The organism is Vibrio sp. Vb1554 (assembly GCF_033344235.1).
This window is the reverse complement of sequence record NZ_JAWPOJ010000007.1, coordinates 165621-191831: the sequence shown is the minus strand read 5'-3', so window position 1 is coordinate 191831 and position 26211 is coordinate 165621. Positions and strand designations below refer to the sequence as shown.

Annotated in this window: 23 protein-coding genes and 1 tRNA gene; 12 read left to right on the top strand and 12 right to left on the bottom strand. The window is 43.4% G+C overall.

Annotation, left to right across the window (positions count from 1 at the left end; all coding sequences use genetic code 11):
- Positions 1-17: 17 nt before the first annotated feature.
- Complete coding sequence (locus tag R8N28_RS08665) at positions 18-1334, bottom strand: MFS transporter (RefSeq protein WP_053304183.1); 1317 nt, start codon at positions 1332-1334, stop codon at positions 18-20.
- A 173-nt stretch (positions 1335-1507) separates the two neighbouring features.
- Between R8N28_RS08665 and R8N28_RS08660 the strand changes: the two genes are divergently transcribed.
- Entirely contained in the window at positions 1508-2056 is a 549-nt protein-coding gene (locus R8N28_RS08660) for an NAD(P)H nitroreductase (RefSeq protein ID WP_005380711.1), read from the top strand.
- Positions 2057-2159: 103 nt separating this feature from the next.
- Positions 2160-4127, top strand: coding sequence for a DNA topoisomerase III (locus tag R8N28_RS08655; protein ID WP_053304184.1), 1968 nt, complete (start codon positions 2160-2162; stop codon positions 4125-4127).
- Positions 4128-4171: 44 nt separating this feature from the next.
- Here the strand turns inward: R8N28_RS08655 and R8N28_RS08650 are convergent, their stop codons facing one another.
- Together R8N28_RS08650 and R8N28_RS08645 are read right to left on the bottom strand one after the other, a co-directional pair.
- Positions 4172-4378: a hypothetical protein gene (locus tag R8N28_RS08650; protein ID WP_005380717.1), complete on the bottom strand. Its 207-nt coding sequence runs from the start codon at positions 4376-4378 to the stop codon at positions 4172-4174.
- A gap of 183 nt (positions 4379-4561) precedes the next feature.
- On the bottom strand, positions 4562-5251 hold the full coding sequence (locus R8N28_RS08645) for an SDR family oxidoreductase (RefSeq protein WP_005384911.1): 690 nt from the start codon (positions 5249-5251) through the stop codon (positions 4562-4564).
- 271 nt (positions 5252-5522) lie between these two features.
- On the opposite strand from R8N28_RS08645, the gene R8N28_RS08640 reads away from it, so the two are divergent.
- On the top strand, positions 5523-6446 hold the full coding sequence (locus R8N28_RS08640) for a histone deacetylase (RefSeq protein ID WP_053304185.1): 924 nt from the start codon (positions 5523-5525) through the stop codon (positions 6444-6446).
- A gap of 194 nt (positions 6447-6640) precedes the next feature.
- Here the strand turns inward: R8N28_RS08640 and R8N28_RS08635 are convergent.
- The 3 genes from R8N28_RS08635 to R8N28_RS08625 all read right to left on the bottom strand — a co-directional run bounded on the left by R8N28_RS08635 (position 6641) and on the right by R8N28_RS08625 (position 8945).
- A tRNA-Ser gene (locus R8N28_RS08635) sits at positions 6641-6731 on the bottom strand.
- A 155-nt stretch (positions 6732-6886) separates the two neighbouring features.
- Positions 6887-8695, bottom strand: a complete 1809-nt coding sequence (locus tag R8N28_RS08630; protein ID WP_065274726.1) for a DUF3413 domain-containing protein — start codon at positions 8693-8695, stop codon at positions 6887-6889.
- Between the two features lie 22 nt (positions 8696-8717).
- Positions 8718-8945 carry a YejL family protein gene (locus tag R8N28_RS08625; protein WP_005380722.1) on the bottom strand — a complete coding sequence of 76 codons (228 nt, stop codon included), beginning with the start codon at positions 8943-8945 and terminating at the stop codon, positions 8718-8720.
- 85 nt (positions 8946-9030) lie between these two features.
- On the opposite strand from R8N28_RS08625, the gene yejK reads away from it, so the two are divergent.
- The 3 genes from yejK to R8N28_RS08610 all read left to right on the top strand — a co-directional run bounded on the left by yejK (position 9031) and on the right by R8N28_RS08610 (position 12708).
- The gene (yejK, locus tag R8N28_RS08620) at positions 9031-10029 is read left to right on the top strand and encodes a nucleoid-associated protein YejK (protein ID WP_005380723.1); all 999 of its coding nucleotides are present in this window, start codon (positions 9031-9033) and stop codon (positions 10027-10029) included.
- 82 nt (positions 10030-10111) lie between these two features.
- Positions 10112-11440: an Hpt domain-containing protein gene (locus tag R8N28_RS08615; protein ID WP_082240159.1), complete on the top strand. Its 1329-nt coding sequence runs from the start codon at positions 10112-10114 to the stop codon at positions 11438-11440.
- 104 nt (positions 11441-11544) lie between these two features.
- A complete protein-coding gene (locus R8N28_RS08610; RefSeq protein ID WP_065274725.1) occupies positions 11545-12708 on the top strand; it encodes a chemotaxis protein in 1164 nt (387 codons plus the stop codon).
- A 90-nt stretch (positions 12709-12798) separates the two neighbouring features.
- On the opposite strand, the gene nhaC is transcribed toward R8N28_RS08610, so the two are convergent.
- Positions 12799-14232, bottom strand: coding sequence for a Na+/H+ antiporter NhaC (nhaC, locus tag R8N28_RS08605; RefSeq protein WP_005380726.1), 1434 nt, complete (start codon positions 14230-14232; stop codon positions 12799-12801).
- 431 nt (positions 14233-14663) lie between these two features.
- Here nhaC and asd point away from each other — a divergent pair, with 431 nt between their 5' ends.
- Positions 14664-15779, top strand: a complete 1116-nt coding sequence (gene asd / locus R8N28_RS08600) for an aspartate-semialdehyde dehydrogenase (protein WP_005380727.1) — start codon at positions 14664-14666, stop codon at positions 15777-15779.
- Between the two features lie 57 nt (positions 15780-15836).
- Here the strand turns inward: asd and R8N28_RS08595 are convergent, their stop codons facing one another.
- Together R8N28_RS08595 and R8N28_RS08590 are read right to left on the bottom strand one after the other, a co-directional pair.
- On the bottom strand, positions 15837-16700 hold the full coding sequence (locus R8N28_RS08595) for an ion transporter (RefSeq protein ID WP_005380728.1): 864 nt from the start codon (positions 16698-16700) through the stop codon (positions 15837-15839).
- A 35-nt stretch (positions 16701-16735) separates the two neighbouring features.
- Positions 16736-17374 (bottom strand): YchE family NAAT transporter, encoded by a 639-nt coding sequence (locus tag R8N28_RS08590; RefSeq protein WP_065274724.1) that lies wholly within the window; start codon positions 17372-17374, stop codon positions 16736-16738.
- 650 nt (positions 17375-18024) lie between these two features.
- Here R8N28_RS08590 and adhE point away from each other — a divergent pair.
- Entirely contained in the window at positions 18025-20727 is a 2703-nt protein-coding gene (gene adhE, locus R8N28_RS08585) for a bifunctional acetaldehyde-CoA/alcohol dehydrogenase (RefSeq protein WP_005380731.1), read from the top strand.
- Positions 20728-20871: 144 nt separating this feature from the next.
- Here adhE and R8N28_RS08580 read toward each other — a convergent pair whose 3' ends face one another.
- The 3 genes from R8N28_RS08580 to sodB all read right to left on the bottom strand — a co-directional run bounded on the left by R8N28_RS08580 (position 20872) and on the right by sodB (position 22992).
- Positions 20872-21615: an SDR family oxidoreductase gene (locus R8N28_RS08580; RefSeq protein WP_065274723.1), complete on the bottom strand. Its 744-nt coding sequence runs from the start codon at positions 21613-21615 to the stop codon at positions 20872-20874.
- A 134-nt stretch (positions 21616-21749) separates the two neighbouring features.
- Entirely contained in the window at positions 21750-22253 is a 504-nt protein-coding gene (locus R8N28_RS08575) for a VC2046/SO_2500 family protein (protein ID WP_033907342.1), read from the bottom strand.
- 154 nt (positions 22254-22407) lie between these two features.
- On the bottom strand, positions 22408-22992 hold the full coding sequence (gene sodB, locus R8N28_RS08570; protein ID WP_005396533.1) for a superoxide dismutase [Fe]: 585 nt from the start codon (positions 22990-22992) through the stop codon (positions 22408-22410).
- A 284-nt stretch (positions 22993-23276) separates the two neighbouring features.
- Between sodB and R8N28_RS08565 the strand changes: the two genes are divergently transcribed.
- From R8N28_RS08565 to R8N28_RS08550, 4 genes are all read left to right on the top strand, one after another.
- Positions 23277-23609, top strand: coding sequence for a Grx4 family monothiol glutaredoxin (locus tag R8N28_RS08565; protein WP_065274722.1), 333 nt, complete (start codon positions 23277-23279; stop codon positions 23607-23609).
- Between the two features lie 417 nt (positions 23610-24026).
- On the top strand, positions 24027-24602 hold the full coding sequence (locus R8N28_RS08560; RefSeq protein WP_065274721.1) for a hypothetical protein: 576 nt from the start codon (positions 24027-24029) through the stop codon (positions 24600-24602).
- Between the two features lie 193 nt (positions 24603-24795).
- On the top strand, positions 24796-25371 hold the full coding sequence (locus R8N28_RS08555) for a hypothetical protein (RefSeq protein ID WP_065274720.1): 576 nt from the start codon (positions 24796-24798) through the stop codon (positions 25369-25371).
- Between the two features lie 136 nt (positions 25372-25507).
- Positions 25508-26137 (top strand): DsbA family protein, encoded by a 630-nt coding sequence (locus R8N28_RS08550; RefSeq protein WP_064354203.1) that lies wholly within the window; start codon positions 25508-25510, stop codon positions 26135-26137.
- The last annotated feature ends 74 nt before the right edge of the window (positions 26138-26211 follow it).

The following is a 26211-nucleotide window of genomic DNA, read 5'->3' as shown; positions in this document are numbered from 1 at the left end:
AGCTTTTTTGTATAGAACTAGTCACTGATATCTGGCAGTTGTTTGGCCATTACCACGCCAGCAAAAGTAATAAAAGAGAACACTAACACCACAGCTGAAAGGCTCAAGAAGTTCGACATAACACCAAGAGAGCTCATTAGAAGCAGCATTATCCCAACCACTGTGTTACTCACGGCTACATAGCTCGTCCGTTTGTCACCTTCTGCGATATCAACTAAATAGGTTTTTCGTCCGACTCGTATTCCGTCGTGGGCAATACAAACACAAAAGTAAAGCAGAGGAATCACGAATAGGAAGCTTTGGCTAGCGGTGACCCATGTATCGTAAACAAATAACACAACACCAAGTAGCGCGCTCATCATTGCGCCTATGACCATCACACTGCGGCTAGAGCGATCGGACATTCTTCCCCAGAAAGGACCTGACACAAAGGAGGCTAAGCCACTCGCAAACATAAAGAGAGCTAGCACCCAGAGCTGTCCACCCAGAGATTGCTGTGCCAGCACAACGTAGTACGGTGCACTCAGCGCAGAACATAAAAATAGTGTCCGCGTGATAACGAATCGACGAAAGGTCACGTCTGTCTTAAGTAACGCGAGTTGTTTAAATGCTTCGAGGACGCCATTTCGACCACCGTCTACCTCACCGGCATACTCATTAATTCGCGCATAGACTAATGCCGCGATGAGCCATATGACGCCCGCTAAGCCTAAACTCAGACCGTAAAAGCGCTCTGTCGGCTCTACGTCCCATAACCAGGCTAGTGCCAGAAGGCTAGCGAAAAGCAGCGTAACCAGGCCAGCAGCGCTTGAAGACCAGCCGTTGACTTGACCTCGTTGGTTTTTAGGGATGGTTTTGCCCAATACATCTTTTGATGCGACGGAATTTAAACCGCGTGAGAGGCTGAAGATCACAAGACATGCAATCACACCATAACCCGCAGCTGCTCCTGTTAGAGTTAATGCGACCAATCCGATTGCAAATATGGAAAGAGCCTGCAAGATGCTGCCAATTACCCAGACCCATTTTCTTACTGGAATGCGTCGGATGTAGTGCGCGATGCTAAGTTGTGGGATAAGGGAGCCTGACTCACGAATAGGAACCAGCCAACCAATTAAGTAAACCGGAGCCCCGAGACTTTGTAGTATCCACGGCAACGTGACTTTAGGATTGATTAACGCATCGCCGACTTTCGTTAAAAACTGAGCGAGAATGATTTTAAGAAAGTTGCCGGGAACTTGATTACAAGCTGATTCAGGAATCGCCTTACAGGCACGGGCATCTTCGTCATTAACGATCTTTTCGTAAATGCTGTTTTGTTTGTCCTTGTTCATCAACCTGCCTATGTTCAACTTATTCATTTCGCGAATAAATTAACATTAAACCCAGATTGATGTTAAGTGAAGCACGTTATCAAGCCCACAGAAAACCGGTTGTTATTCGCAGGAGCAGATTGTGCTAAAGTGGCGTAAACAAAATAACAACGATATTCAATAAGGATTCTTTCATGGACGCTCTCGATCTTTTGCTCAATCGCCGATCTATCGCGAAGTTATCCGCGCCTGCTCCAGAAGGTAAAGCACTTGAGAACATCATTCGTGCTGGCCTTCGTGCGCCTGACCATGCGGGATTAACCCCTTGGCGTTTCGTTATCGCACAGGGCGATGGTTTGAAAAAACTGTCAGATATATTGGTAAAAGCGGCAGAAGCTGAAAATAGTGATGAAGCGGTGGTCGAAAAGGTAAAGAATGCCCCATTTCGCGCACCAATGGTGATCACTGTTATTGCTAAAGTAACAGAACATGAGAAAGTACCAGCACTAGAGCAACACTTATCTGCGGGATGCGCTGTACAAGCGATGCAAATGGCAGCCGTAGCGCAAGGCTTTCAAGGGTTTTGGCGCTCAGGTAAGTGGATGTTCCATCCAGAAGTTCATCAAGCATTTGGTTTAGAAGGTGACGATGAGATTGTTGGTTTCTTGTACTTAGGCACGCCTGGTTGTACACCGATGAAAGTTCCTGAGCGTGACCTTTCTCAGTTTGTTGAATTTCTATAACTGAAAACTCGAATATACTGACTGTTTATTTATACAGTTTTTCTTGATTTATTAGGGCTACATTCGATAATGTGGCCCTAATTATATTTATTTCCAAAACGTTATGTCTCGTCTGTTTATTGCTGAAAAACCAAGTTTAGGCCGTGCGATTGCCGCTGCACTGCCAAACCCTCAAAAGAAAGATCAAGGATTCATCCGCTGTGGGAACGGGGATATCGTTACTTGGTGTATCGGCCACTTACTCGAACAGGTCGAACCCGACGCTTACGATGAGCGTTACAAAAAGTGGAATATGGCAGATTTACCAATTGTTCCGCAGCAATGGCAGCTCAGACCGAGGAAAAGTGCAAGTAAGCAATTAACAGTGATTCGTAAATTGCTCAAAGAAGCTAAAGAAGTCATTCATGCAGGAGACCCAGATCGAGAGGGTCAGCTGTTAGTTGATGAAGTTCTGGACTATTGCAAGTTATCTAAAACCAAGAAGGAATCCACACAGCGTTTGCTGATTTCCGACTTGAACTTACCTGCGGTGAAACGCGCACTCAGTTCTATGCGCAGTAATCGCGAGTTTATCCCACTTTCAGTTTCTGCATTGGCTCGCTCTCGGGCTGATTGGTTGTATGGCATGAACATGTCTCGTGCTTATACCTTGCTTGGTCAAAAAGCAGGGTATCAAGGTGTTCTCTCGGTAGGGCGAGTGCAAACGCCAGTTCTTGGCTTAGTGGTGCGTCGTGATGAGGAAATCGAAAACTTTGTCCCGAAGGACTATTTTACCCTACATGCTCTGATCCCATATCAAGATGCCAATGGTACTTTTGATATTCGTGCTCGTTGGAAGCCAAGTGAGGCATGCAAGCCTTGGCAGGATGAAGAAGGGCGAGTGTTAAACCGTAAGTTAGTGGAAAACGTTGCAAACCGTATTGCAAATCAACCCGCGAAAGTGACGGAGTCGGAACAAAAGCAAACCAAGCAATCAGCACCATTACCTTATTCATTATCTGCTTTACAGATCGATGCAGCGAAGCGCTATGGTATGAGTGCGCAACAAGTACTAGATACTTGTCAGGCATTGTATGAAAAGCACAAGCTGATCACTTACCCGCGTTCAGATTGTCGCTATTTACCGATGGAACACTACTCACAAGCAGGGACGGTGACAACTGCTATTGCGAATAACGCAAAAGAGTTGCAAGTTGCCGTTCAGGGAGCAGACTTAACATTAAAGTCCAAAGCCTGGAACGATAAAAAAGTGGATGCGCACCATGCGATTATCCCTACACCGAAGCAAGCTAATGTGAATGCGCTTTCCGGCAATGAGATGAAAGTGTATCAATTGATTGCGCGCCAGTACCTCATGCAGTTCTATCCGGCGGCGGTTTACGCAGAAGCGAAATTGGTTTTCGATATCGCTGGTGGTACGTTTGTCGCGAAAGGTCGTCAGTTAGTTTCGCCGGGTTGGAAAGCGCTAATGGGCAAAACTGACAAGGAAGATGAAGGTATTGATGCCGTGCCACCGCTACCCGAAGGCACCGTGTTAACTTGTCGTGAAGGGGAAATAAAAGACCGAAAAACCGAGCCACCAAAGCATTTTACCGAGGCATCGCTGTTGCAAGCGATGACCGGGATCGCCCGTTATGTTGCGGATAAAGAACTGAAAAAAATCCTTCGTGACACTGATGGGCTAGGCACGGAAGCGACTCGCGCTGGTATTTTGGACACGCTGTTCAAACGCCAACTGCTTACGCGTCAAGGTAAGTCAATTCTCAGTTCTCCTGCGGGAAGAGGTCTCATTCATGCCTTGCCAGAAGATTCAACATACCCTGATATGACGGCTCATTGGGAGCACCAGTTACAAGGTATGGCAGAGAGAAATCAAGCATATCAGCCGTTCATGCAAGCACTGGAACAACGCATTGATAGCTTGATGGCACAAGTAAAAGCAGGCCCTATCCCTGATTCATTACGTCATCTACCCAAGGTGGAACGTCCTGCGTTTAAACGTAAAAAGCGCAGTTATTCAAAGAATAGTGGCGCGACTAAATCTCGTGCAACCAAAGGTAAGCAGGCATAGGACAAGCGCGGCGTAATTAAACTCCGCGCATGCTTGAAAATAGATTACTCGAACAGATCACCGTGGTTTTGGATCGCGCCTCTTACTTCACCTTGAGTTAACACGCGTTTGTCCAGTACCTCTTTCACCTGGTTGCCCAAGTCAACTAATGTATCTCGATTCGCTTGAGTTTGGCGTTTACCAGCACTTCTCAAGCAGTAATTTAGTTCGTGCTCTTCGCTAAAATTAACCAAATCCCTATCTGCTGCCATCGTGCTTTCTCCTTATTTGTTCTACTTTTTCCTAAGTCTGGATTGGATGTAGATAAATTCAAGTTAGATTGCGCGAATTATGCTGGTGGATCACTGATGAACATTATGTTTGCCAACCAAGTCACGATTATGAAGCCTGGCTTTGATGGTATTTGGTTTAGTGATGGTTGTGTCTTAATGCTGCTACCAAGGTAACTCAGTACCATCGTAGTTAATAAATCGACCTGAAAGTTGCGGTGTACTCAGCTCTATCACGTTCGCGAGGCCCTGTGCGGAGGTTTGCGTATCTATCAATGCATTTGGTCCGCCCATTGCCGTTTTTACCCAACCAGGGTGAAGCGCTAAAACGGTAAATCCTTCAGGTGTTAAATCATTACTTAAGCTTTTCACAACCGAGTTAAGCGCCGCTTTCGATGAGCGATAAATATAGCCGCCGCCGGACGTATTTTCGGTCATACTGCCGACTTTTGATGAGATACAAGCAATCTTTTTCATCTTGCCTTGTTGTAAGCGAGGGTAACAGTACTCAACCAGTTTTAACGGAGCAATGGTGTTTACTTCGAAGACTTTACGCCATGCTTCTACGTCAGTATTTCCAAAGCCATATCCCTTGGGGCCGTAATATCCTGCATTATTGATGAGTAAGTCGATGGCAGGGAGTTTATCGGCAAGCTTAGCGACTTGTTCGTAGTGCGTGACATCCAGTTCGTGCAAAACTAGATTGCTGAATTGTGAGGCTAGAGTTTGTAGTTCTGAACTGTTCTCTAAGGAACGGCTAGTAGCATGTACTTGGTGGCCTTGCTTCAGGTACAGCTCAGTTAAGCTAAGGCCAATGCCGCGATTTGCTCCGGTAATAAAGACGGTTTGACTCATACAAACACCTATGTTTTTTTGATTTCAGTTGAAAGTCATTGTGTTAGCTAAGCACAATAAAATCAACCAACCACCACGCACCAACAACGAGAGATGAAAATAGGGACAGAGCACAAAGAGAGCCAAACAGTGCGCCGAGAATAGCAAAGAAAGTAGAATTCATATGTATATTAAATTTAATTGATATTGAAAATCATTATCAATTAAATTGCATTTTATTCAACCCTTGAAGTTGATACTATTTCGTTACCATTGTTATTAAGAATTTCTCATGCTGCCATTTATCTACCACCCGATTTATTCTCAACTTGAGTTGCCAGAGGGGCATCGTTACCCAATTATGAAATACCAGTACCTCTATGAATCGGTATTGGTGCATATAGAGAAAGATAACTGGAAAGAGCACGCGCAGTTTTTCCAGCCCGAAGCATTAACTGTTGGGGAAGTAAAACGTGTTCATGACGAGGAATACGTCGAGTTACTTGTTAGTGGAAACATGCCAGCTGCGAAGATGCGCCGAATAGGTTTTCCTTGGAGTGAGTCTCTCATCACCAGGACGCTAACTTCAGCAGCGGGCACGGCTCTGACCGCAAAAAAGGCACTTGAGTACGGTGTGGCCATTCATTTGAGTGGTGGGTATCACCACGCACACAAAGAGTTTGGCAGTGGTTTTTGTTTATTTAATGACTTAGTGATCGCGGCCAGGCAAGCGCTCGAGGTCGAGCATGTCGATAAAGTATTGATCATTGATAGTGATGTTCACCATGGGGATGGAACAGCAACTTTATGTGACGATGAGCCAGATATCATCACGCTTTCTTTCCACTGTGATAAAAACTTTCCAGCGAGGAAGCCTCAGTCTGACCTAGATGTGCCTTTGGTGCGAGGAACAGGTGATGAGGATTTTTTAATGGCGTTTAAAGAAGTGGTCGATATGGCACTTAATCTTCATCGCCCTGATTTGGTTATCTACGATGCTGGTGTCGATATACATCAAGACGATGAGCTTGGATATTTTGATGTTTCGACGCAAGGGATTTTAGAACGTGATAGATTTTTGATGCAAACAGTGAAATCTCGAGGTATCCCTGTCGCAGCTGTCGTTGGAGGTGGATATCGAACGAATCATGCTGACCTCGTCCCAATCCATTTGCAGCTTATCAATGCCGCTAAAGAAGTCTTTATTGATGAGTAGATACAACTAGACGTAAATATCAAATTGATTCAACACTGGAACGAACGAAAAGGGCATTAATTTTTTGTGGGTTCTTTCTGAGTGTGGCGGAGTGCTTAGTTGCGTTCAAGAAGTGGTAAGTGATTTGTACAAATCTTTTTAAGTCTGGAGATGCGAAAAAGCCCGCTAATTTCTTAGCGGGCTTTTTCTAAAAGTGGCGGAGAGATAGGGATTTGAACCCTAGATACGCTATTAACGTATGCCGGTTTTCAAGACCGGTGCTTTCAACCACTCAGCCATCTCTCCGTTGTTGAGGCGAATAATATAAGGCTTTGAAAATGTTGTAAACCCCTAGTTGAACTGATTGGATGTTTACTGCGCAAATTTGTGGTTTGTGTTGTTTAAATAAACAAAAAACTCCCCCAAAAGGGGAGTTTGAATAGTATATGGATTGCTAGGTATTAATCGTTTTTAGAGTAAAAACGCTGTAACTCAGTTAAACCTTGCATCAAAACTGGCAACTTCGGTGCATCATCTCGAAGTCGTTTGTAGTTTTTGTCATACAGCTTGTAGTTGCCAAACTTATCGATCACTGTGGTTTGCGAGCTAGTAATTAAGGCAAGCTCGCGAGTATCGCCCGCCAAGATCCAGCGACGACGGCTTTCATCGAATAGGTTGCGACCACTACTGTAATCATATGGGTTGGAAGATACGCCGAGCATATCTTGCAACAGTGTAACCGAGAGGTCCAAGTGGCTTGTGCTGTGATTAAACTCGCCAGCCAGCATTCCAGGCCAATGGATCACCATCGGAACTTGTAATTGATAACGGCTGTAGTTGCTGTTTGCTCCCCAGCTGTTCGTATTGGTTTCGTTAAATTCACTACCGTGATTAGAAGTGATGATTACGATGGTGTTTGTCAGTTGTCCCGTCGTTTCTAGTTCATCAATAATACCGGCGATAGTTCTATCCGCCGACTTCACTGCATATTCATAAGCATTTTTGAATCGCTCACTTGCGGGCATTTCTTCGTCATTATTTGAAGGAATCGATTCAAAATTATCAACGGTGGTGACTTCGATGTAACTAAACCATGGCTGACTTGCTTTCTCTGCTAACCATGTATTCCAGTTTGCGATAGATTGTTTATCGGTATGAGCTTGCGTGCCATCTAGGTCTTCCGCTAAGTTCAAGTCGCGGAAAATAATTTCTGAGTAGAGATCATCTTCAAACCCACTGCCACTGAATAAACCAAAGTTGTAGCCCTGATCTTTCAGTACATCGAGCAATACTGGGGAAGCACCTTGCGCCTTGATGCTTGATGCATAACTGGTCGGTAAGCCATAGAACAAACCAAAGGCCCCGTATGTATCATTACTTGAGCTGTAATGATTACGGAAGTTCTGATTGTTTTCAGCAAACTCATAGAGGTTAGGCATCTCTTCTTGGTTAAGCGCATCCGCTCGTAAATTGTTTATGCTGATCATCAACACATTGAGCTTATTAACTCGGCGGTTAAACTCAAGCTTTTCAAGAGGGTAGTTGACTAACTCTACGTTGCCTTCGTTTTCTGCTAAACGTTTTAGGTATTCCTCACGGTCAAGTAGACCATGTTTTTCCATAAAACTCTTCGCCGTCATCGGGTAAGACAAAGGGAAGTTTGAACGCTGGCTAGTAATTGGGTTGTAAAAATACGCATCTGCCCAAATGTAAACCAAATGGCTGGTCATAAAGCTGAGGAAAAAGACGGCCGCGAGAGGGCGTCCTACGTGCTTATGAGATAGTTTGCGCTGTTTTCGCCATACCCATTCGGATAGTGCGAGTTGAATAAGGAAGATCAGCGGCATCACAACAAATAAATGTTGTAGGCCAGTGCTGAGCGCACTTTTGTCTTCGCTGAATAGTAACTCCCAGACAACGGGAGTTAAGTGCAAATTGATCGACTGATACGCTTGGGTATCAATTAATAATATGGTTTGCCCAACGGTTGCGAAAATCACTGCCACCAAACGGAACAACTTCCGCGATGGCAGGATAAACGTCAACGGGAATAGAACAAGCAAGTAAAGTGCGAAAACTAGAAAGCCAAAGTGACCAACCCAAGAAACCGCCAGATAAAACTGACCAAGTAACGTCTCGGGCCAAGGAGACTGAACAATGTAGCGTGTGCCTATCAACATCGACGCAACGATATTGAAGAATGCAAACCAGTGACCCCAACCAACTAGTCGAGATACACGTTCGCCGTATGAGTTTCCGCTGTCTACCATGTATGTGTTCTATTGTCCGTGATTAGTGTGTTTTTGGTGTTTCTAAAGAAGACATCAGCGCCTGAGCAAATTTTTCAGCAATCGCTTTGCGTTGTGAAGCAGCAACACGTTGATTTAAGACATTGGTTGCGATATTTCCGGCAATCATTAGCGTCAACTCAGGAGAAGCAGCGTGTTTTTCAAGAACTGTTGCTACTTCAGCAAGAATTTTTTCTACTTGCTCGTCAGTATATTTAGATGTAATCGGCATAAAGACTCTAATAATGATAGTAAAAGCGGCTTATGATAACCTACAATGCCCATCAACTAAAACCTTGTAGCAAGATAAAATCACTATGAGTCTTCATCTTTCAAACGTTATTCTGCATCAACTGTGCAAAAACGATCAGGACGAGCTGGTTGTAAACTTTCGTCCAGCATCATTAGAGAACGATGCATCTACAGAAAACTTAGTCGCTGAGCTTCACCGAGTATTCCATTCTAAAGCTGGTAAAGGTTTTGGCGCTTTCCAGTCAGACAGCGAATTTCAATTTTGGCTTCAAGAAATGCGCAAAGGAGAGCGAGATTTTTACGACTTCTCACAAATTAGTGCAAATCGCTTGAAAGAAGAGTTGATTAAGTACCCATTTGCGGATGAAGGTATCTTGGTTTTCGCTGAGTATCAGAGTTTAGCAACGGACTACTTGTTCATCGGTATCCTACCAATGAATCAAAGTTTAAAAGTGACCGAAGGTTTGGACATCAGTGCGACAGATTACTTAGATATCACCAAAATGGATATTGCCGCACGCATCGACCTGTCGAGCTACGAGACCGACAAGGAATCCAATCGTTATCTGCAATACATTAAAGGACGCGTTGGCCGTAAAGTGGCGGACTTCTTCCTAGATTTTCTGCAAGCGGATATTGGCTTAGATACTAAACAGCAAAACTTAGTGTTGATGCAGGCGGTGGATGATTTTTGTGCTGACTCGAAGCTAGAAAAGCAAGAAGTGAACGAGTACAAGAAACAAGTTTACGACTACTGCAATGAGCAAATTAAATCCGGTGATGAAGTTCAAATCTCAGAACTTTCCGGAGAGCTTCCTCAAAGCCAAGATGGCACGAGCTTTATGGATTTCACCAAAGAGCAAGGGTACGAACTTGAAGAGTCTTTCCCAGGTGATCGTGCGACGGTTCGCAAACTGACTAAATTTGTTGGAGCTGGTGGTGGTTTGAATATTAGCTTCGATAGTCTCTTACTTGGCGAGCGTATTTTTTATGATCCAGAGACGGATACCTTAACGATTAAAGGGACGCCTCCAAATCTAAAAGATCAGTTAAGTCGCAATTAAAATCATATCGTTAAATAAAGAGAGCAAACGGCTCTCTTTTTTTATGTGAATAAGAAACATCCATAGTATATGCTTGTAATTAATGGAGATATGCGAGGGGCAAGTGTTGCTGAAGCTAAAAGAAGGAATACGGCGGTTTGTTTGGTTCTGGTTCGTTTTGTGGTGTGTTTTAGCACTTGGCATTTGGCTGCAAGCCAAACAAACGATTCAAACGATTTCGACTGTAAATGAGTTAGGAAGTAAAGTTGAAGAAGTCAGGCACTTTTTTAACTTCGATCTGCCTTACCGTGTTAAACACGTCGACCAAATTTCACTGAAACTTCAGTTGGCTTATGCAGTTCGCTTACAGCTTGAAAGTGAGTTTTCTGAAGGGAAAATCACACCAGACATCACTCAATTGCTTTATACGACCGACCGATTTTTAGAAAGTGCTCGAGCTTTTGTAAGAAGTGACAGTGAATTGGTTTCGTTAGCAGAACAGTTACGAAGCAGCCGTGCTCGAACAGAAAACTCTGAGCAAATTCAGGCAATGTACTATCGCTTAGGTGCGCTTGTTTTTGAGTCTGTCTTTAGTGACTCTGCAACGAATAGCGATACTTACCGTGACTTAGACCGACTTTTTATTGAATCAGAGACGCTCTCTCCCGAAGAGCGAAGTGCTCTTCAGCGCCAGCTTGCTCAAACCTCAAGCGCACTATCTGCTCAGGCACAGGGCAGTTATTTATCCAATCAACTGCTTAATCCAGATTTCCCGAACCAGTTAACTTCGATAAATGATCAGTTGGAACAGAAGCTAATGACTTTTATTGTTTGGTTGTCTGTAATCAGTGGTTTGCTCCTTTTCCTCATTTCATGGGGAGCCTTCTCCCCAAAAACGAGTCAACCGATACCACTACCCAGAACCGATGATAAAAAGTCAGAGCAAGTTGGCGATGATGAAAATGGAGCTAACACTGTTCCCTCAGCTCAGTCAGAAAATTTTCAAAACGTCCAAATGAACGAAGAAAGTTGTAATGAGGTGAATTCATCACAAGTGGAAGTAGTGGAACGTGAGCCGTACATAGATATCAATAAAATGTTAGATTCTCTGTCTGGTGACGAGGGCGCTGTGCGGATGTTACTGGAGGTCTTTATTCAGGATCACTCTGGCGATGGCACTAAAATGTATCAGCTGTTAGAAGAGGATAAAGAGCAAGCGCAAAGAGCCGCACACAGTCTTAAAGGGGTCTCAGGGAGTTTAGGTGCAATGCCATTGCACTGTATTTCGGGTGATATTGAACTGTTGATTAAACAAGGGCAAAAAGTGCCGGAAGAGAAGTTGGCATGTTTAGATGATGTCCTAAAACAAACCATACTTTTTGCTAATAATGTTCTCAATAGTGAAAAGATAACAGAAGCGCTAACAGATTGATATTGCTCTGACTTAATGTCATAAGAGTTGAGGTAATAAAGGCTCGAACTATATGACTTAGTTCGCTTTATTCCTGTTCTATACAATTTGTTAAAGGTGTTTTCATGTCCGTTCGCCGAATGTCTTCAATGATGTTGATAGGGCTGGTTATGATGCTTTCAGGGTGCTCCCTGCTCGAAGTCAAGATCGAGAGTCAAACCGTCCCTCTTACCAAACAAGAGCTCAATATGCGTCTTTTGACTCGTGAGTATGCGCAGCAGTTTTTTGCTCAGGTTGAGCAAGCAGCAGACGCACTACACGAACAATATGAGCCTCATGATAAAGTTCATCAATCTTATATTTTACTTTGGAAGATAAATGCTGAAGAAGGCATCCAAGCTTCTGCATACCAAGTGTCCCCAATGGCTGCACTGATTGATACATGGACTTTCACTCTACAAATGGAACAGTTCTTTACTACCGCTTCTGGTAATGAGCTCTTTGCGTCTGATGAGGCCAAGTTAGTTTCCGTTTATTTAGCGAAAGAGGTAGATAAACTGGCTCAATCTTTATTGAAGAAAGAAGCATACATCAAGACACAAACGTTTGTTGCAGAGTTCGCCAAGCAGCATCCATTCGCTGATTTAAGCATGATTAGGACTCCGGCTTACCGTAGGTGGTTAGATGCAAACCAAATTAGCGAAGAGGAAGCCGTTACAACGCTAGGCACGATGCCAGAAGCACTTGGGGATGTCTCTGATCGTCTAAGTCTGGTATCAGAACAGACACCAAAAATTATGACGTGGAAAGCGCAGTTGTTGGCCTTGAATAGCTCTGCCAGTATCGAAAAAGTCAATGTGGCGCTCAATAGTTTGCAAGTTACCGCTGATTCGATGAGGGATTTCATCGATAACAACCCAGAGTACATGCGTTATTTGGCAGAACAAATGGCGCTGGAGTTACAACCTTTGGTTGACGATATCGATCAAAGGACGGAGGCGCGTTTATCTCAGTTGGGTGAAGAACGCCAAGCTATAGAGCTGATGGTTGCCAGAGAACGTCAAGAAATCGCACAGATCATTACCCATGAGCGCGAGAAGTTTGCTCAAGATATGGATCGAGTGTCGCAAGAGGTTGTGAATCTCGCAATGACTAAGCTGATTGCACTTGTCAAAAGTACCATCATCTACTTTATTCTGTTCATTGCCGTTATATTCTTTGCACCGCTTGGCTTGGGCTATTGGTTTGGGAAGCGTGCAGCCGTAAAAACGCCAGTAAAACAAAGCTAACGATTTGTTTTGGAAATAAAAAAAGAGCGCTTTAAAGCGCTCTTTTTTAGTATTGAATTCGGAAGGGAGGTTCTTCCTATCTCTACGAAGTTAAGCGGTTTGCTGCTTCAATTCGCCTTCAGCTTCTTCAACTGCTTCTGCTGTTGGTTCGCACTTATCAACAAACCAACCCATGTAAGAAGTGAAGATCGTTACGATGATACATACAAAACTCAGCCACATGAACGGGGCATAAGACAGTGTAGCAACACCCAAAATACTGGCCATGTAGATACCGTTGTCACTCCAAGGGACCATACCTGAGGTTAGCGTGCCGCCAAATTCTGCGTTACGAGACAAATTCTTACGTTTGTAGCCTAGACGGTCGTAGTTCTTCGCACAGATTTTTGGGGTCAGAATAAGTGAAACGTACATCGCTGAACCAAATACGTTGCCCATAAAGGCCGTACCAATTGTGCTTGTTGCCAATGAACCTGCACTTTGAACGCGTTTTTCAAACAGCTTCGCGATAGTCTCTAGCACGCCTACTTTATCTAGTAGACCACCAAAACCAAGGCCAAATACGATAACCGCTACCGACCCAAGCATTGAAGACATGCCGCCACGGTTAAGGATTGAGTCAATGAAATCTACGCCAGATGAGATTGCAAACGGAGCCCAAGCCGTGTTGAACGCGGTTAGGAAATCGACATCTTGGATCATCACTGCCCAAATAATACCTAGCAGAGAACCAAAACTGATTACTGGAAATGAAGGCATACGCATCGCTAGAAGTGACAATACGATGATCACAGGAACAAATGAGTAAGGGGTGATGTAGAACTGCTGTTCCATCGCTTTAATGACAGAGTCTACCTGGCTCATGTCAACTTGACCTGCGTAGTGGAAGCCAAATGCAGTAAACATAATGCCTGTAATAATGTAGCTAATGAGTGCTATCGGCAACATGCCTTTAATATGTTCCATCACTTCAACGTTAGACATAGATGAAGCAAGGATTACTGAATCCGATAGAGGCGACATTTTGTCACCAAAGTAACAGCCTGAAAGTACGGCACCTGCAGTGATTGGCGCAGGAACACCAAGACCTTGACCGATACCCATCATTGCAATACCTGCCGTGCCAGCCGCACCCCAAGATGTGCCAGTCGCTAGCGCAGTCAATGAACAGATGATCATGGTCGCGAGCAAAAAGATGGAAGGGTGGATTGCTTTAAGGCCGTAGTAAATAATGGTTGGAACAATACCACCAGAGATCCAAGTACCTACAAGCGCGCCAACGGCCAAAAGGATTAAAACGGCTCCAAGTCCATTGGAAATGCCATTTAGTGCTGCTTTTTCCAGATCTTTATACTGATGGCCAAGCTTTATGCCCAATATCATGACAATGAACCAACCGATGTATAGCGCTAGCTGAATCGGTAGGTCTAGCTTGGCTGTGAACGAAAATGCCAGCAGGAGAAATAAACCGAGCGAGATAAATACCTGTATCAAGCTTGGTAGGCGTGGTGTAACTTGCTTCATATGTGCCTCTGTCAATCTTGGAGCAATAGAGGAAGGCGCTCCTTGTTGTAATCGCGCATAACATACATTAACAAAAATTATATTTCGAACATTTGGTGTTTTATCTTGATGTTCGTCGGTAAAAACGTTTGCTTGTGAAATTAACTGTTAGTTTGTTTTAACTTTTTTGGTTTTAAATGTTGTGTAATGTGAAATTATTGTGCTTCATGTGTTATTTTCTCATTGAGTGGTAAGACCAATTAGGGGACTAAAGTGCTTTCCCTACTTGAAAAATGGTTAAAACCGCAAACCAAACACTAAAAAATCTCGTGTAACCCGGTTTTTCAGAGGAAAAGGTTAAAAAACGCGCTTATTTACAAAATAGGGGTTGAGATTTTGCTGTGAAAAATTAACTATGGGGTAGGTTTTTTAATACATGGAGAGTTAATACGATGAGAGTTGGTTTAGTTGGTTGGCGCGGTATGGTTGGTTCAGTCCTTATGCAGCGTATGGTTGAAGAGAAAGACTTCGACCTAATCGAACCAGTATTCTACAGTACTTCTCAAGTTGGTATTCCTGCTCCTAACTTAGGAAAAGACGCAGGCTTACTGCAAGACGCGTATGATATTGAAAGCTTAAAACAGCTTGATGCGGTAATCACCTGTCAAGGTGGTAGCTATACAGAAAAAGTTTTCCCTGCACTTCGTCAGGCTGGTTGGAAAGGCTACTGGATTGACGCGGCCTCTACGCTACGTATGGCTGAAGATTCGATCATCACACTTGATCCAGTGAACTTAAAGCAAATCCAACAAGGCATCCACGGTGGCACGAACACATTTGTCGGTGGTAACTGTACGGTTAGTTTAATGCTAATGGGGCTAGGTGGTCTATTTGAGAAAGGCCTTGTTGAGTGGACAAGCGCAATGACTTACCAAGCCGCATCTGGTGCTGGTGCGCAAAATATGCGTGAATTGATCTCGCAAATGGGCGTTATCAATGACTCTGTTAGCTCTGAACTTGCAAACCCATCAAGCTCTATCCTAGATATCGATAAGAAAGTCGCGGATACAATGCGCAGCGGCTCTTTCCCTACCGATAAGTTCGGTGTGCCACTAGCTGGTTCGTTGATCCCATGGATCGATGTGAAGCGCGATAATGGTCAGAGTAAAGAAGAGTGGAAAGCGGGCGCCGAGGCGAATAAAATTTTGGGTTCTCAAAGTTCACCTGTCCCAATTGACGGTACTTGTGTGCGTATTGGCGCGATGCGTTGTCACTCTCAAGCACTTACTATCAAGCTTAAACAAAATGTACCAATGGACGAAATCGAAGAAATCATCGCCACTCATAACGATTGGGTGAAAGTGATTCCTAACGACCGTGACATCACTGCTCAAGAGCTAACACCGGCAAAAGTTACGGGCACAATGTCTGTACCAGTGGGTCGTTTACGTAAGATGGCAATGGGTGATGATTTCCTAAATGCTTTCACTGTTGGTGACCAACTGCTTTGGGGTGCTGCGGAGCCATTGCGTCGTACTCTGCGAATTATTCTGTCTGAGAAAGCATAATCACATCAATCCTTTATTTGATGACAAAATAAAAGAGCTCCTTAGGGAGCTCTTTTTTCATGCGTCGTCTTCCGTTCGAACGACTCTTTTGTCTGGATCGGCTAGTTCACTACCACAATGTTTACAGTAAATTGCGTCAGAGTCGTGCCCTGCGTGGGAGCAGTTTGGGCATTTCACCAATACTTTGTGCGATTGCATCTCTTGGTGCAGTTCGGCCGTGAAAATACCTGTAGGTACCGCCAAAATGGAATAACCCAGTAACATGGTGAGTGATGCAAGCCCTTTACCTAGGTCTGTTTGAGGGACCAAGTCACCATACCCAACCGTTGTGATGGTCACGATCGCCCAATAAATACTTTTAGGAATGCTAGTAAATCCGTTTTCAGGTCCTTCAATGATAAAAATCAATGAGCCGAAAATCGTTACCATAATGGCGACGGAGCTAAAGAAGATAAAAATCTTTCTGCGCGCCATAAGCAGTGAACGTAAGAGGATATTGGACTCTTGGAGGTATCGGACTAACTTGAGTATGCGGAATATTCGCATCACTCGCAGCGCCCTGATCACACCCATAAACGAAGCGGATGGGAAGAAGAGTGCTAAATAAGTGGGCAAAATCGCAAGTAAATCGACGACACCATAAAAACTCTTTGCGTAGGCGGCAGGTTTGGGGGAGCAATAAAGCCTTAGAAGGTATTCAATCGTGAATAGGCCAGTAAATGTGTATTCAATAAACTTCAGCTCTTTTTCCCACTCGGCCCGAACGGAGGGTATCGAATCTAACACCAGTACGATTAACGAACTGATGATCGCGATAATGAGAGCAATATCGAACGTTTTACCAGCTTTGGTATGAGTACCAAAAATGGTGACATATAGAGTATGTTTAAGAGAGTCAGTCGTCATGACAAAGCGATCCATTGTTGAATCGCTCTATCATACAATTTTATAGAAACTCAGGCTAATCCTGGAAATAAGTTGCGTAAGCCATTCGCAATGAACTCTATGCCAAGCGCGCCCAATATCAAACCCATGATACGAGTAATGACGTTGATTCCAGTTTGACCTAAAAATCGTACGATCAATGGGGCAGAGCGGAACAATAGCCATGAACAAAGGCAGAACAAACCAATCGTAATACTAATGCCCAAGGTATCGAACATGCTTGGGTAGCGTGCACCATAAACAATAGTCGAACTGATTGCACCAGGACCTGCCATTAAAGGCATTGCAAGAGGGACCACACCAATCTGTTCACGACTGACGTATTCCGTTTTCTCTTGTTTGTTCTGCTTATCTTCCCCCAGTTTACCGCTCATCATCGAGAATGCGATGCTAAGTAATAGCAACCCGCCAGCCACACGAAACGAATCCAGAGAAATACTGAACATGTCTAACAGTAACTGACCAGCAAAAAGCGAAATGATCAGGATGATCGCAACAGCCACATTTGCTGTTGTTGCCGTATTGCGCTTTTCGTCTGGTGTCATATGCCCGGTTAGTGACACAAACACAGGCATGATACCAACAGGGTTTACTGCGGCGACCAAACCGAGAAAAAACTGCAAGAAGATAGCAAGTTCAAAAGTTTGCATGTTGCGTACTCATCAAAGTTCACATTAGTGAAAAGGAGAAGGGGTAATTTGGGCGTAATGTAAGGCAAAAGTTAGGTTGTAAGAAATGAAAAAAACTAACGCATTCCCTGCCATTTAAGTGAGAAAAACTAATTCTTTAATAAACTGTATCTAATCTGGAAAGGAAATGTTACGTATAAAGTTGCTGATAAATTGCACTGTTTTACATAAACGTTAACATTCGCACATTTTTGATAAAAACCAAGGTGGTTTGTAGAGAGATGTATTCGGTTCGATATACTCTCAGTAGCACAAAGAATTGGGCCTACATGTAATTTTGTTGGTCAAAAATGAAACTTTTTTACAGATTGTTGTAGTTTCTTTTATTTATTTGTCCATTTGCTTCTTTTTTGCTCAATAAAAAATGAAAGTTAATTTATTTGTTTATCAGTGATTTATGTCATTTTGGTGTGATGAGGCACCACTTTGGTAGTATTTAGGTGGTGAGAACTGATCCAAGTCAATTTTTTTCACACTCTGAAATATTATACTCAGTCCTGAAAGCAATTTACTAAGACGTTTGTTTTCTAAGTGACTGATAAACAGTAAAAACGATAAGTAATAGCCTTAGTAAAAAGTTTTTAATATTTGTTAATTTTAGGAGATTCCCTATGCCTGTAACTAATATGGCTGAACTAGATGCAATGGTTGCTCGCGTTAAGAAAGCGCAAGAAGAGTTCGCTACTTACTCTCAAGAGCAAGTAGATAAAATCTTTCGTGCAGCATCGCTTGCAGCTAACCAGGCCCGTATCCCGCTAGCTCAACAAGCGGTAGAAGAATCTGGTATGGGTATTGTTGAAGATAAAGTAATCAAGAACCACTTCGCTTCTGAGTTTATCTACAACAAATACAAAGACGAACAAACGTGTGGCATCTTAGAAGAGGATGACAACCTAGGTACTATGACTATCGCTGAGCCTGTAGGCATCATCTGCGGTATCGTACCAACGACTAACCCAACTTCTACAGCGATCTTCAAATCTCTAATCTCTTTGAAGACTCGTAACGGTATCATCTTCTCACCACACCCACGTGCGAAAAACTCAACTAACGATGCAGCTAAACTCGTTCTAGATGCAGCAGTAGCAGCAGGCGCACCAAAAGACATCATCGGTTGGATCGACCAGCCTTCTGTTGAGCTTTCAAACGCTCTAATGAAACACGATGACATCGCGCTTATCCTTGCAACTGGTGGTCCAGGCATGGTTAAAGCCGCTTACTCTTCTGGTAAGCCAGCAATCGGTGTAGGTGCAGGTAACGTTCCTGTTGTTATCGATGAAACAGCAGACATCAAACGTGCTGTTGCTTCTATCCTTATGTCCAAGACTTTCGACAACGGTGTAGTATGTGCTTCTGAGCAGGCGGCAATCGTAGTTGATGAAGTATACGACGAAGTGAAAGAGCGTTTTGCTTCTCACAAAGCTTATGTCCTAAGCAAAGCAGAAGCTGATAAAGTTCGTAAAGTGCTTCTTATCGATGGCGCGCTAAACGCGAAAATCGTAGGTCAGCCAGCAGCAGCAATCGCTGAAATGGCAGGCGTTAAAGTTCCAGCAGACACTAAAGTTCTTGTTGGTGAAGGTCTGGGCAAAGTATCTCACGATGACGCATTCGCTCACGAGAAACTATCTCCAACTCTAGGTCTATTCCGTGCTGACAACTTCGAAGACGCGGTTGCTCAAGCGGTAACTATGGTTGAGATTGGTGGTATCGGCCACACATCTGGTCTTTACACTAACCAAGATACTAACGCTGACCGTATCCGTTACTTCGGTGACAAGATGAAGACAGCTCGTATCCTAATCAACATCCCGACTACTCACGGCGGTATCGGTGACTTGTACAACTTCAACGTTGCGCCATCTCTAACGCTAGGTTGTGGTTCTTGGGGTGGTAACTCTATCTCTGAGAACGTAGGTCCTAAACACCTAATCAACAAGAAAACTGTAGCGAAGCGAGCTGAAAACATGTTGTGGCATAAACTACCTAAGTCAATCTACTTCCGTCGTGGTAGCCTTCCAATCGCACTGGGCGACCTAGAAGGTAAGAAACGTGCATTCCTAGTAACTGACCGTTTCCTATTCAACAACGGTTACGCAGATGACGTAGTAAGCCTACTAAAAGCTCAAGGCATGGAAGTTCAAACATTCTTCGATGTTGAAGCTGACCCAACACTGTCTGTAGTAGAAAAAGGTGCGGCTCAAATGGCTAGCTACCAACCTGACGTTATCCTAGCGCTAGGCGGTGGTTCACCAATGGATGCAGCGAAAATCATGTGGGTAATGTACGAACACCCAGAAACTCACTTTGAAGAACTAGCAATGCGCTTTATGGACATCCGTAAACGTATCTACAAGTTCCCTAAAATGGGTAAAAAAGCTGAGCTTGTATGTATCACTACAACTTCAGGTACTGGCTCAGAAGTTACTCCATTCGCGGTTGTTACTGACGACAAGACTGGTGCGAAATACCCACTAGCTGACTACGAAATCACGCCAAACATGGCAATCGTTGATGCGAACCTAGTAATGAACATGCCTAAGTCTCTAACAGCATTTGGTGGTTACGATGCAGTAACTCACGCTCTAGAAGCTTACGTATCAGTTCTTGCTAACGAATACTCAGATGGCCAAGCTCTTCAAGCACTTAAGATGCTAAAAGAGTACCTACCATCAAGCTATGCGAACGGTGCAAATGACCCAATCGCTCGTGAGAAAGTACACAACGCAGCTACTATCGCTGGTGTTGCATTTGCGAACGCATTCCTAGGTGTTTGTCACTCAATGGCTCACAAACTGGGTGCTGAGTTCCACTTGCCACACGGCCTAGCTAACGCACTACTTATCTCTAACGTGGTACGTTACAACGCGAACGACAATCCAACTAAACAAACTGCGTTCTCTCAATACGACCGTCCACAAGCACGTCGTCGTTACGCTGAAGTTGCTGACCACCTAGGCCTAAGCCAAGAAGGTGACCGTACTGCTCAGAAGATTGAACGTCTACTAGCATGGTTGGATGAACTAAAAGTGAACCTAGACATCCCAATGTCTATCCAAGCGGCAGGTGTTGCTGAATCAGATTTCGTAGCGAAACTGGATGAGCTAGCGGTAGAAGCGTTCGATGACCAATGTACTGGTGCGAACCCACGTTACCCTCTAATCAGCGAACTTAAAGATGTGTTGATGGCTTCTTACTACGGTAAAGCATTTGTTGAAGGCGAAACTTTCGAAGGTACAACTGTTATCAAGAAGAAAGCAGACCAAGAAGCAGCAAAAGCAGCACCTAAAGCAAAGAAAGAAAAAGCTGACGCGTAATTAAAAAATCGAGTGAGCAAGGTTTTCGCTAGCACGGAACCTTAATCGGGAAAAGGTTAAAGCCCCAGTCAAATGACTGGGGCTTTTTTTTATTTTGGTGCAGGAGTTACATCTGGCTTGGGAAAACAGAGTTGCTGTGTATGCTTACACTTCGGTCGCAACTACTCGGCCACTGAAGTATTCATTCGCGACGATGTATGCTGTGTTGCGGACTAGTTCGTCTTGGATCTCAGCCCAGTGCCTCTCGTTGAGCTCTTCTTTTGTATGATTTACCGAGGGAATAACGCCGCCCACTCGAATGTTGAATGGTGTGAGTTCTTTTGCCCAGCTGTAAGTAAAACCTGACACCAACGCCGCCATGCTTTCAACTCCCGTAAAGTCTTCATGGTTGTCATGAGAAATGACGTTAACAATGACGCCTTTCTTGTTTCTGGCTCGAAAGCGCTCTGCTCCTACTTGGCCGTAGGTATAAAGGAAGCGTGCCGCAGACGACAAGTGATCAATGTAAGTACTCATCGGTTCTGGCGCCATTAAGCCAGGCATAGGGGAGCTGGTCCAGCAATTAACAATCACATCTGGTGTCGCACGTAGCTGTGATTCTATCTGGTCAAACAATAAGTTAATGGACGTTGTGTTATCACTACACACATTCATCGCATACACTTTGTCAGTGAAAGCGCTGATTTGCTCATAGCTCGCTCTCAAAGCGCTAGAATTTTGGTCACAAAGAATCAACGTTGCTCCAAGGTGAGCAAAGTGATTTGCACAGGTTCTTCCTATAACCGAACCTGCAGACGTGACGAGAATAATTGATTCTTTGATATCCATAGCACCTTCACTGTATCCATATGTGAAAAACAATACACCAGTGGTTTGTGCTAATAGCATGGTTGAAATTCGTTGGGTTCAGTGTGAAAGGCTTCAAACTAACGCTTTCGAGTGAGGACTATTGTGCGGTAATTTGTAAGACGTCACATTTCTGACGTGTAGGTATTGCAAGCTATTGGATAAAAAGCGGATCTCTATGCTTTAGCTTGAATTTGATGCTGACGTTGAGCCGTCACTAGCTGATTATATAGCCCAGCATCTGGGATCAGTTGTTTGTTTCGTTCGCCCAATCTGCGTCGCTCATGACCAGATAGGTTGTGATAAACCTCCTCTGGTAGGTTGAATGTGTCTTCAGGCAGGTAAGTCAGCGCATCTGGTTTTAGGTAATGGCTCAGCTTTGCGGAAGGCAATCCTGCATCGTGAAACTGTTTCGCTTGTTCAGCTGCGAGTTCATAGCTGCTGCTATCAGAACGAAGAGCTTGAGGTTGCGATAAACCCAATTGTTGGCGAAGAATACTGTCACTGGTGATGACTTCCTGGACCTCTTCAACCGGGACCACATCGCGAACATCATTAGAGAACATAGACAGAATCAGCGAGAAATCCGCACGACGACCTTCGTGTACGGCATGGTTAATACCATTACCGAACTGAAGTTCGTTGATAATTGCAGCTTTGTCTAACGTATGAATTTGCATGATGTTCCTCGATCGATGCTCTTTTAACGGCGTGGATAAGAAGAACTTTAGTAAAAGAGGGAATTATTTAAAGGTGCTAGGGAAGGCGAAACAAAAAAGCCCGCTAAATAGCGAGCTTTTGAATAAGACTAAATTGAACTTAGGGGGAAGTATATTACTTCGCTAGGTTCTCAGCTACGAAGTCCCAGTTTACTAGAGCCCAGAAGCCGTTCATGTAATCAGGACGTACGTTGCGGTAATCGATGTAGTACGCGTGTTCCCATAGGTCAACAGTTAGAAGTGGTGTTGTACCTTCTTCTGTTAGAGGAGTAGCAGCGTTAGAAGTGTTAACGATCTCTAGAGAGCCGTCAGCTTTCTTAACAAGCCAAGTCCATGAAGAACCGAAGTTGTTGATTGCTGAATCAGTAAACTTCGCTTTGAATTCTTCAAAAGAACCGAATGCTGCGTTGATTGCGTCTGCAACTGCGCCAGTTGGCTCGCCGCCCGCATTTGGAGCAAGACAGTGCCAGTAGAACGTGTGGTTCCAGATTTGCGCTGCGTTGTTGAATACGCCACCAGTAGAAGTCTTGATGATCTCTTCTAGAGTTTTGCCTTCGAACTCAGTACCAGGGATAAGACCGTTAAGCTTAACAACGTAAGTGTTGTGGTGCTTACCGTGGTGGTAGTCTAGAGTCTCTGCTGAGATGTGTGGTTCTAGTGCGTCTTTCGCGTAAGGAAGAGCTGGTAGTTCAAATGCCATTACTCGATTCTCCATTGATTTGAAAGGATGACCTTTCGATTGCTTCCAGTGTTTTTTATAGCTATGTCGCCTTTAAGGCTGACTTGCTAAGTATTTTAGCAAGTTTTTACTTTATTAAAACCCCGATATGAAAATATTTTAAGAGGTTAGCAGTGGTGAAGTGCTGCATTGCTCGCCAATGAGCAACCTAAAATTAAGCCTTATTAATTATATGGTTTTTATTCTGTCGTTATTGAGTAGAATGTGGCAAATAAATAAAGTTCAAACCCATGAATGAGGAAGCGATGGAAACTATCGACAAAATCAAACAGCAGATCTCTGAAAACTCAATCCTGCTGTACATGAAAGGATCACCGAAACTACCTAGCTGTGGTTTCTCTTCTCAAGCGTCACAGGCACTAATGGCATGTGGTGAGAAGTTCGCTTACGTAGACATTCTGCAAAACCCAGATATCCGTGCTGAGTTACCAAAGTACGCGCAATGGCCAACTTTCCCTCAACTATGGGTTGAAGGTGAGCTTATCGGCGGTTGTGACATTATTCTAGAAATGTTCCAAAAAGGTGAACTGCAGCCTCTAATCAAAGAAGCAGCGCGCGCTGAAGATCAAGCTGAGTAATTCGTATATACTCACATTTAGCGATAGAATACGAAGGAGCCGTACTGGCTCCTTTTTCTTTTTAGGTTAGTGGAATGAACATAAAGCTTTGTTCTGACTGCCTATCTCGTAAACCTCGCGAAGCCATGTAAATTCCGCCTAGTGTATACAAAAACTTCAATATGCATTTTAATGCATTTTGGCGCGTAATTACGATGTATGCCGCCATCTATTTCGTAAAGTCGTTTTCAAACATCATTGCTTACAGGTCTTGACAAGGGAGTTGCTACAAATGGTATTTGGTTAAGGAATTACACTAAAGGCAATTTAAGTCCCCCAGAATTTTGAGGCCAACTTATTTCGGTACAAAATGCACTCGAAGAGTAAGCCCCATCATAAATCGGCATTGGACGCTAAAAATCAAGTTTTGGAAGGATTATGACAGTTTACAAGATAATAGATAATTTAAGAGAATTTCAAACGATCTGCTCTGGTCCCGATGAAATCGCTAGCCAGTTAGGTGACTTCGACTATTTTGAGAGGATCTTGTTACAGGCAATTAAAAATCAATCTCTGCAAGATATTTGGAAGCCTGTGGAGGTAAAGTTTCAAGATGTATTTAAGCACAATTCTCTATTGCCTGATATTAGTTTGTGGGCGCGAACATATCTTGTTTTATCTCCGAGGGCATATGAAATATTGAATGATTATCTAACTGAACACGGAGAGTTTTTACCTGCTAACTACCAAGGTGGGCAATGGTATTTATATGCATCACTGACTTTTGGACAAGAAAACAAGAGAAAGTGCGTAGAAAAAATTGCATATGGGAGCCGAGATGAGTTAGATACCCTTGTTTTTATTGACGATGATGTTAAAGACAAAATGGTTTTCAAGTCTCGGCTAGAAGGAGCGGGCACCTTGTACTGTACAGATAAGTTTAAGGCTTTGTGTGAACAAAATCAGCTCAATGGCATCATGTTTTCTTCTAATTTGACAGACCCATTTAATTAGTGATTTTTATTAATATGAAAATACTATTTCTCTGATACTGGGGTTTGGAAGCACTGTAATGGTCGACGAGAAAATTAGCTTTCTCCTCTAAAACGCAGCTTTTTTAGGCCTGTTTCCTTCATGAAGAATGATTTGAAAAGTAACTTACCCATAGGTAGCACCTGGTAGTAAAACATGAGGAGTTGATAGATTAATGACGGTTTATAAAATTTTCGACTGTCACAATGAATATAAAATCGTGAGCACTACGCCTAGTTCTGTAGCTAGGCAGTTAGGTGACATTGATTTAATAGAAAAAATCGTTGTGCAGCCATTAGAAAACTTTTCTTTCAAAAGTATATGGGGTGAAGTAGATATTGAGTTTGAAGATGTTCTCAAGAAAGACTCATTACTTCCTGATATCAGTTTATGGTTACGGGTTTTCTTAGTGCTTTCCCCTAAAGCTTATGCATCTTTAAAAGAGCCATTGAGCAAAGTAGGCGAGTTCTTATCGATTCGTTATAAAGGAGAGGAATGGTACCTGTATACACCGTTGGAGTTTGGGCAAGAAGATGAAGATAAGTGCGTCCAAAAAATTGAATATGGCAGCTTAGCAGGTGTAGAGGTGTTAGTATTTAATGAAAGCGACGTTGCAGAAAAGGTTGTTTTCAAGTCAAAGATGCTAGGAGCGAGCTTTCTGTATTGTACTGAACATTTTAAGAGTTTGTGCGAACAAAATGAGCTAGGTGGGCTAGAGTTCTCAGCTGACAGACTTGTTTATCTAACCTAAGATCTACAATGAAACTTAACACGCCTCGTATAGACTGGCTTTAGAGCGAATTATTAAGATAAAGCAGTTTTTCAACTTATGAGACTGTATAATTACTCTGAGATTTTGAAGTGATTTTAAAGGTTTAATTATTAAAGTGGATATAAAGCTTTACTACGTGCATGACCCAATGTGCAGTTGGTGTTGGGGTTACAAACCAACGCTGGATAAACTAAAACAGCAACTGCCAGGTGTGATTCAGTTTGAGTATGTGGTTGGTGGTCTTGCGCCAGATACTAATTTACCGATGCCGCCCGAGATGCAACAAAAACTCGAAGGTATTTGGAAGCAGATTGAGCGCCAGTTAGGCACTAAGTTTAACTACGATTTCTGGAAGCTTTGTACACCAGTAAGAAGCACTTACCAATCTTGTCGTGCGGTTATTGCAGCGGGCTTTCAAGATTCTTATGAGCAGATGCTAGAAGCGATTCAGCATGCCTATTACTTACGTGCGATGCCTCCTCATGAAGAAGCCACTCACTTGCAATTAGCGAGAGAAATTGGCTTGAATGTTCAGCAATTCAAGAATGACATGGATGGCTCTTTCTTAGAAGGTGTGTTCGAAGATCAATTGAGCCTTGCAAAGAGCCTAGGTGTGAACTCTTACCCTAGCTTGGTTCTAAAAATTAACGACGCTTATTTTCCGATTGCCGTCGATTACCTGTCGACAGAACCAACCTTGAAGCTGATTCGTGAGCGTATTATTGACAATATGCCAGCGCAATAACCACAGTTATGAATAACAAAAAGCCGCTCATTGAGCGGCTTTTTCGTAACTAATGTATATCCATCCAAACAATA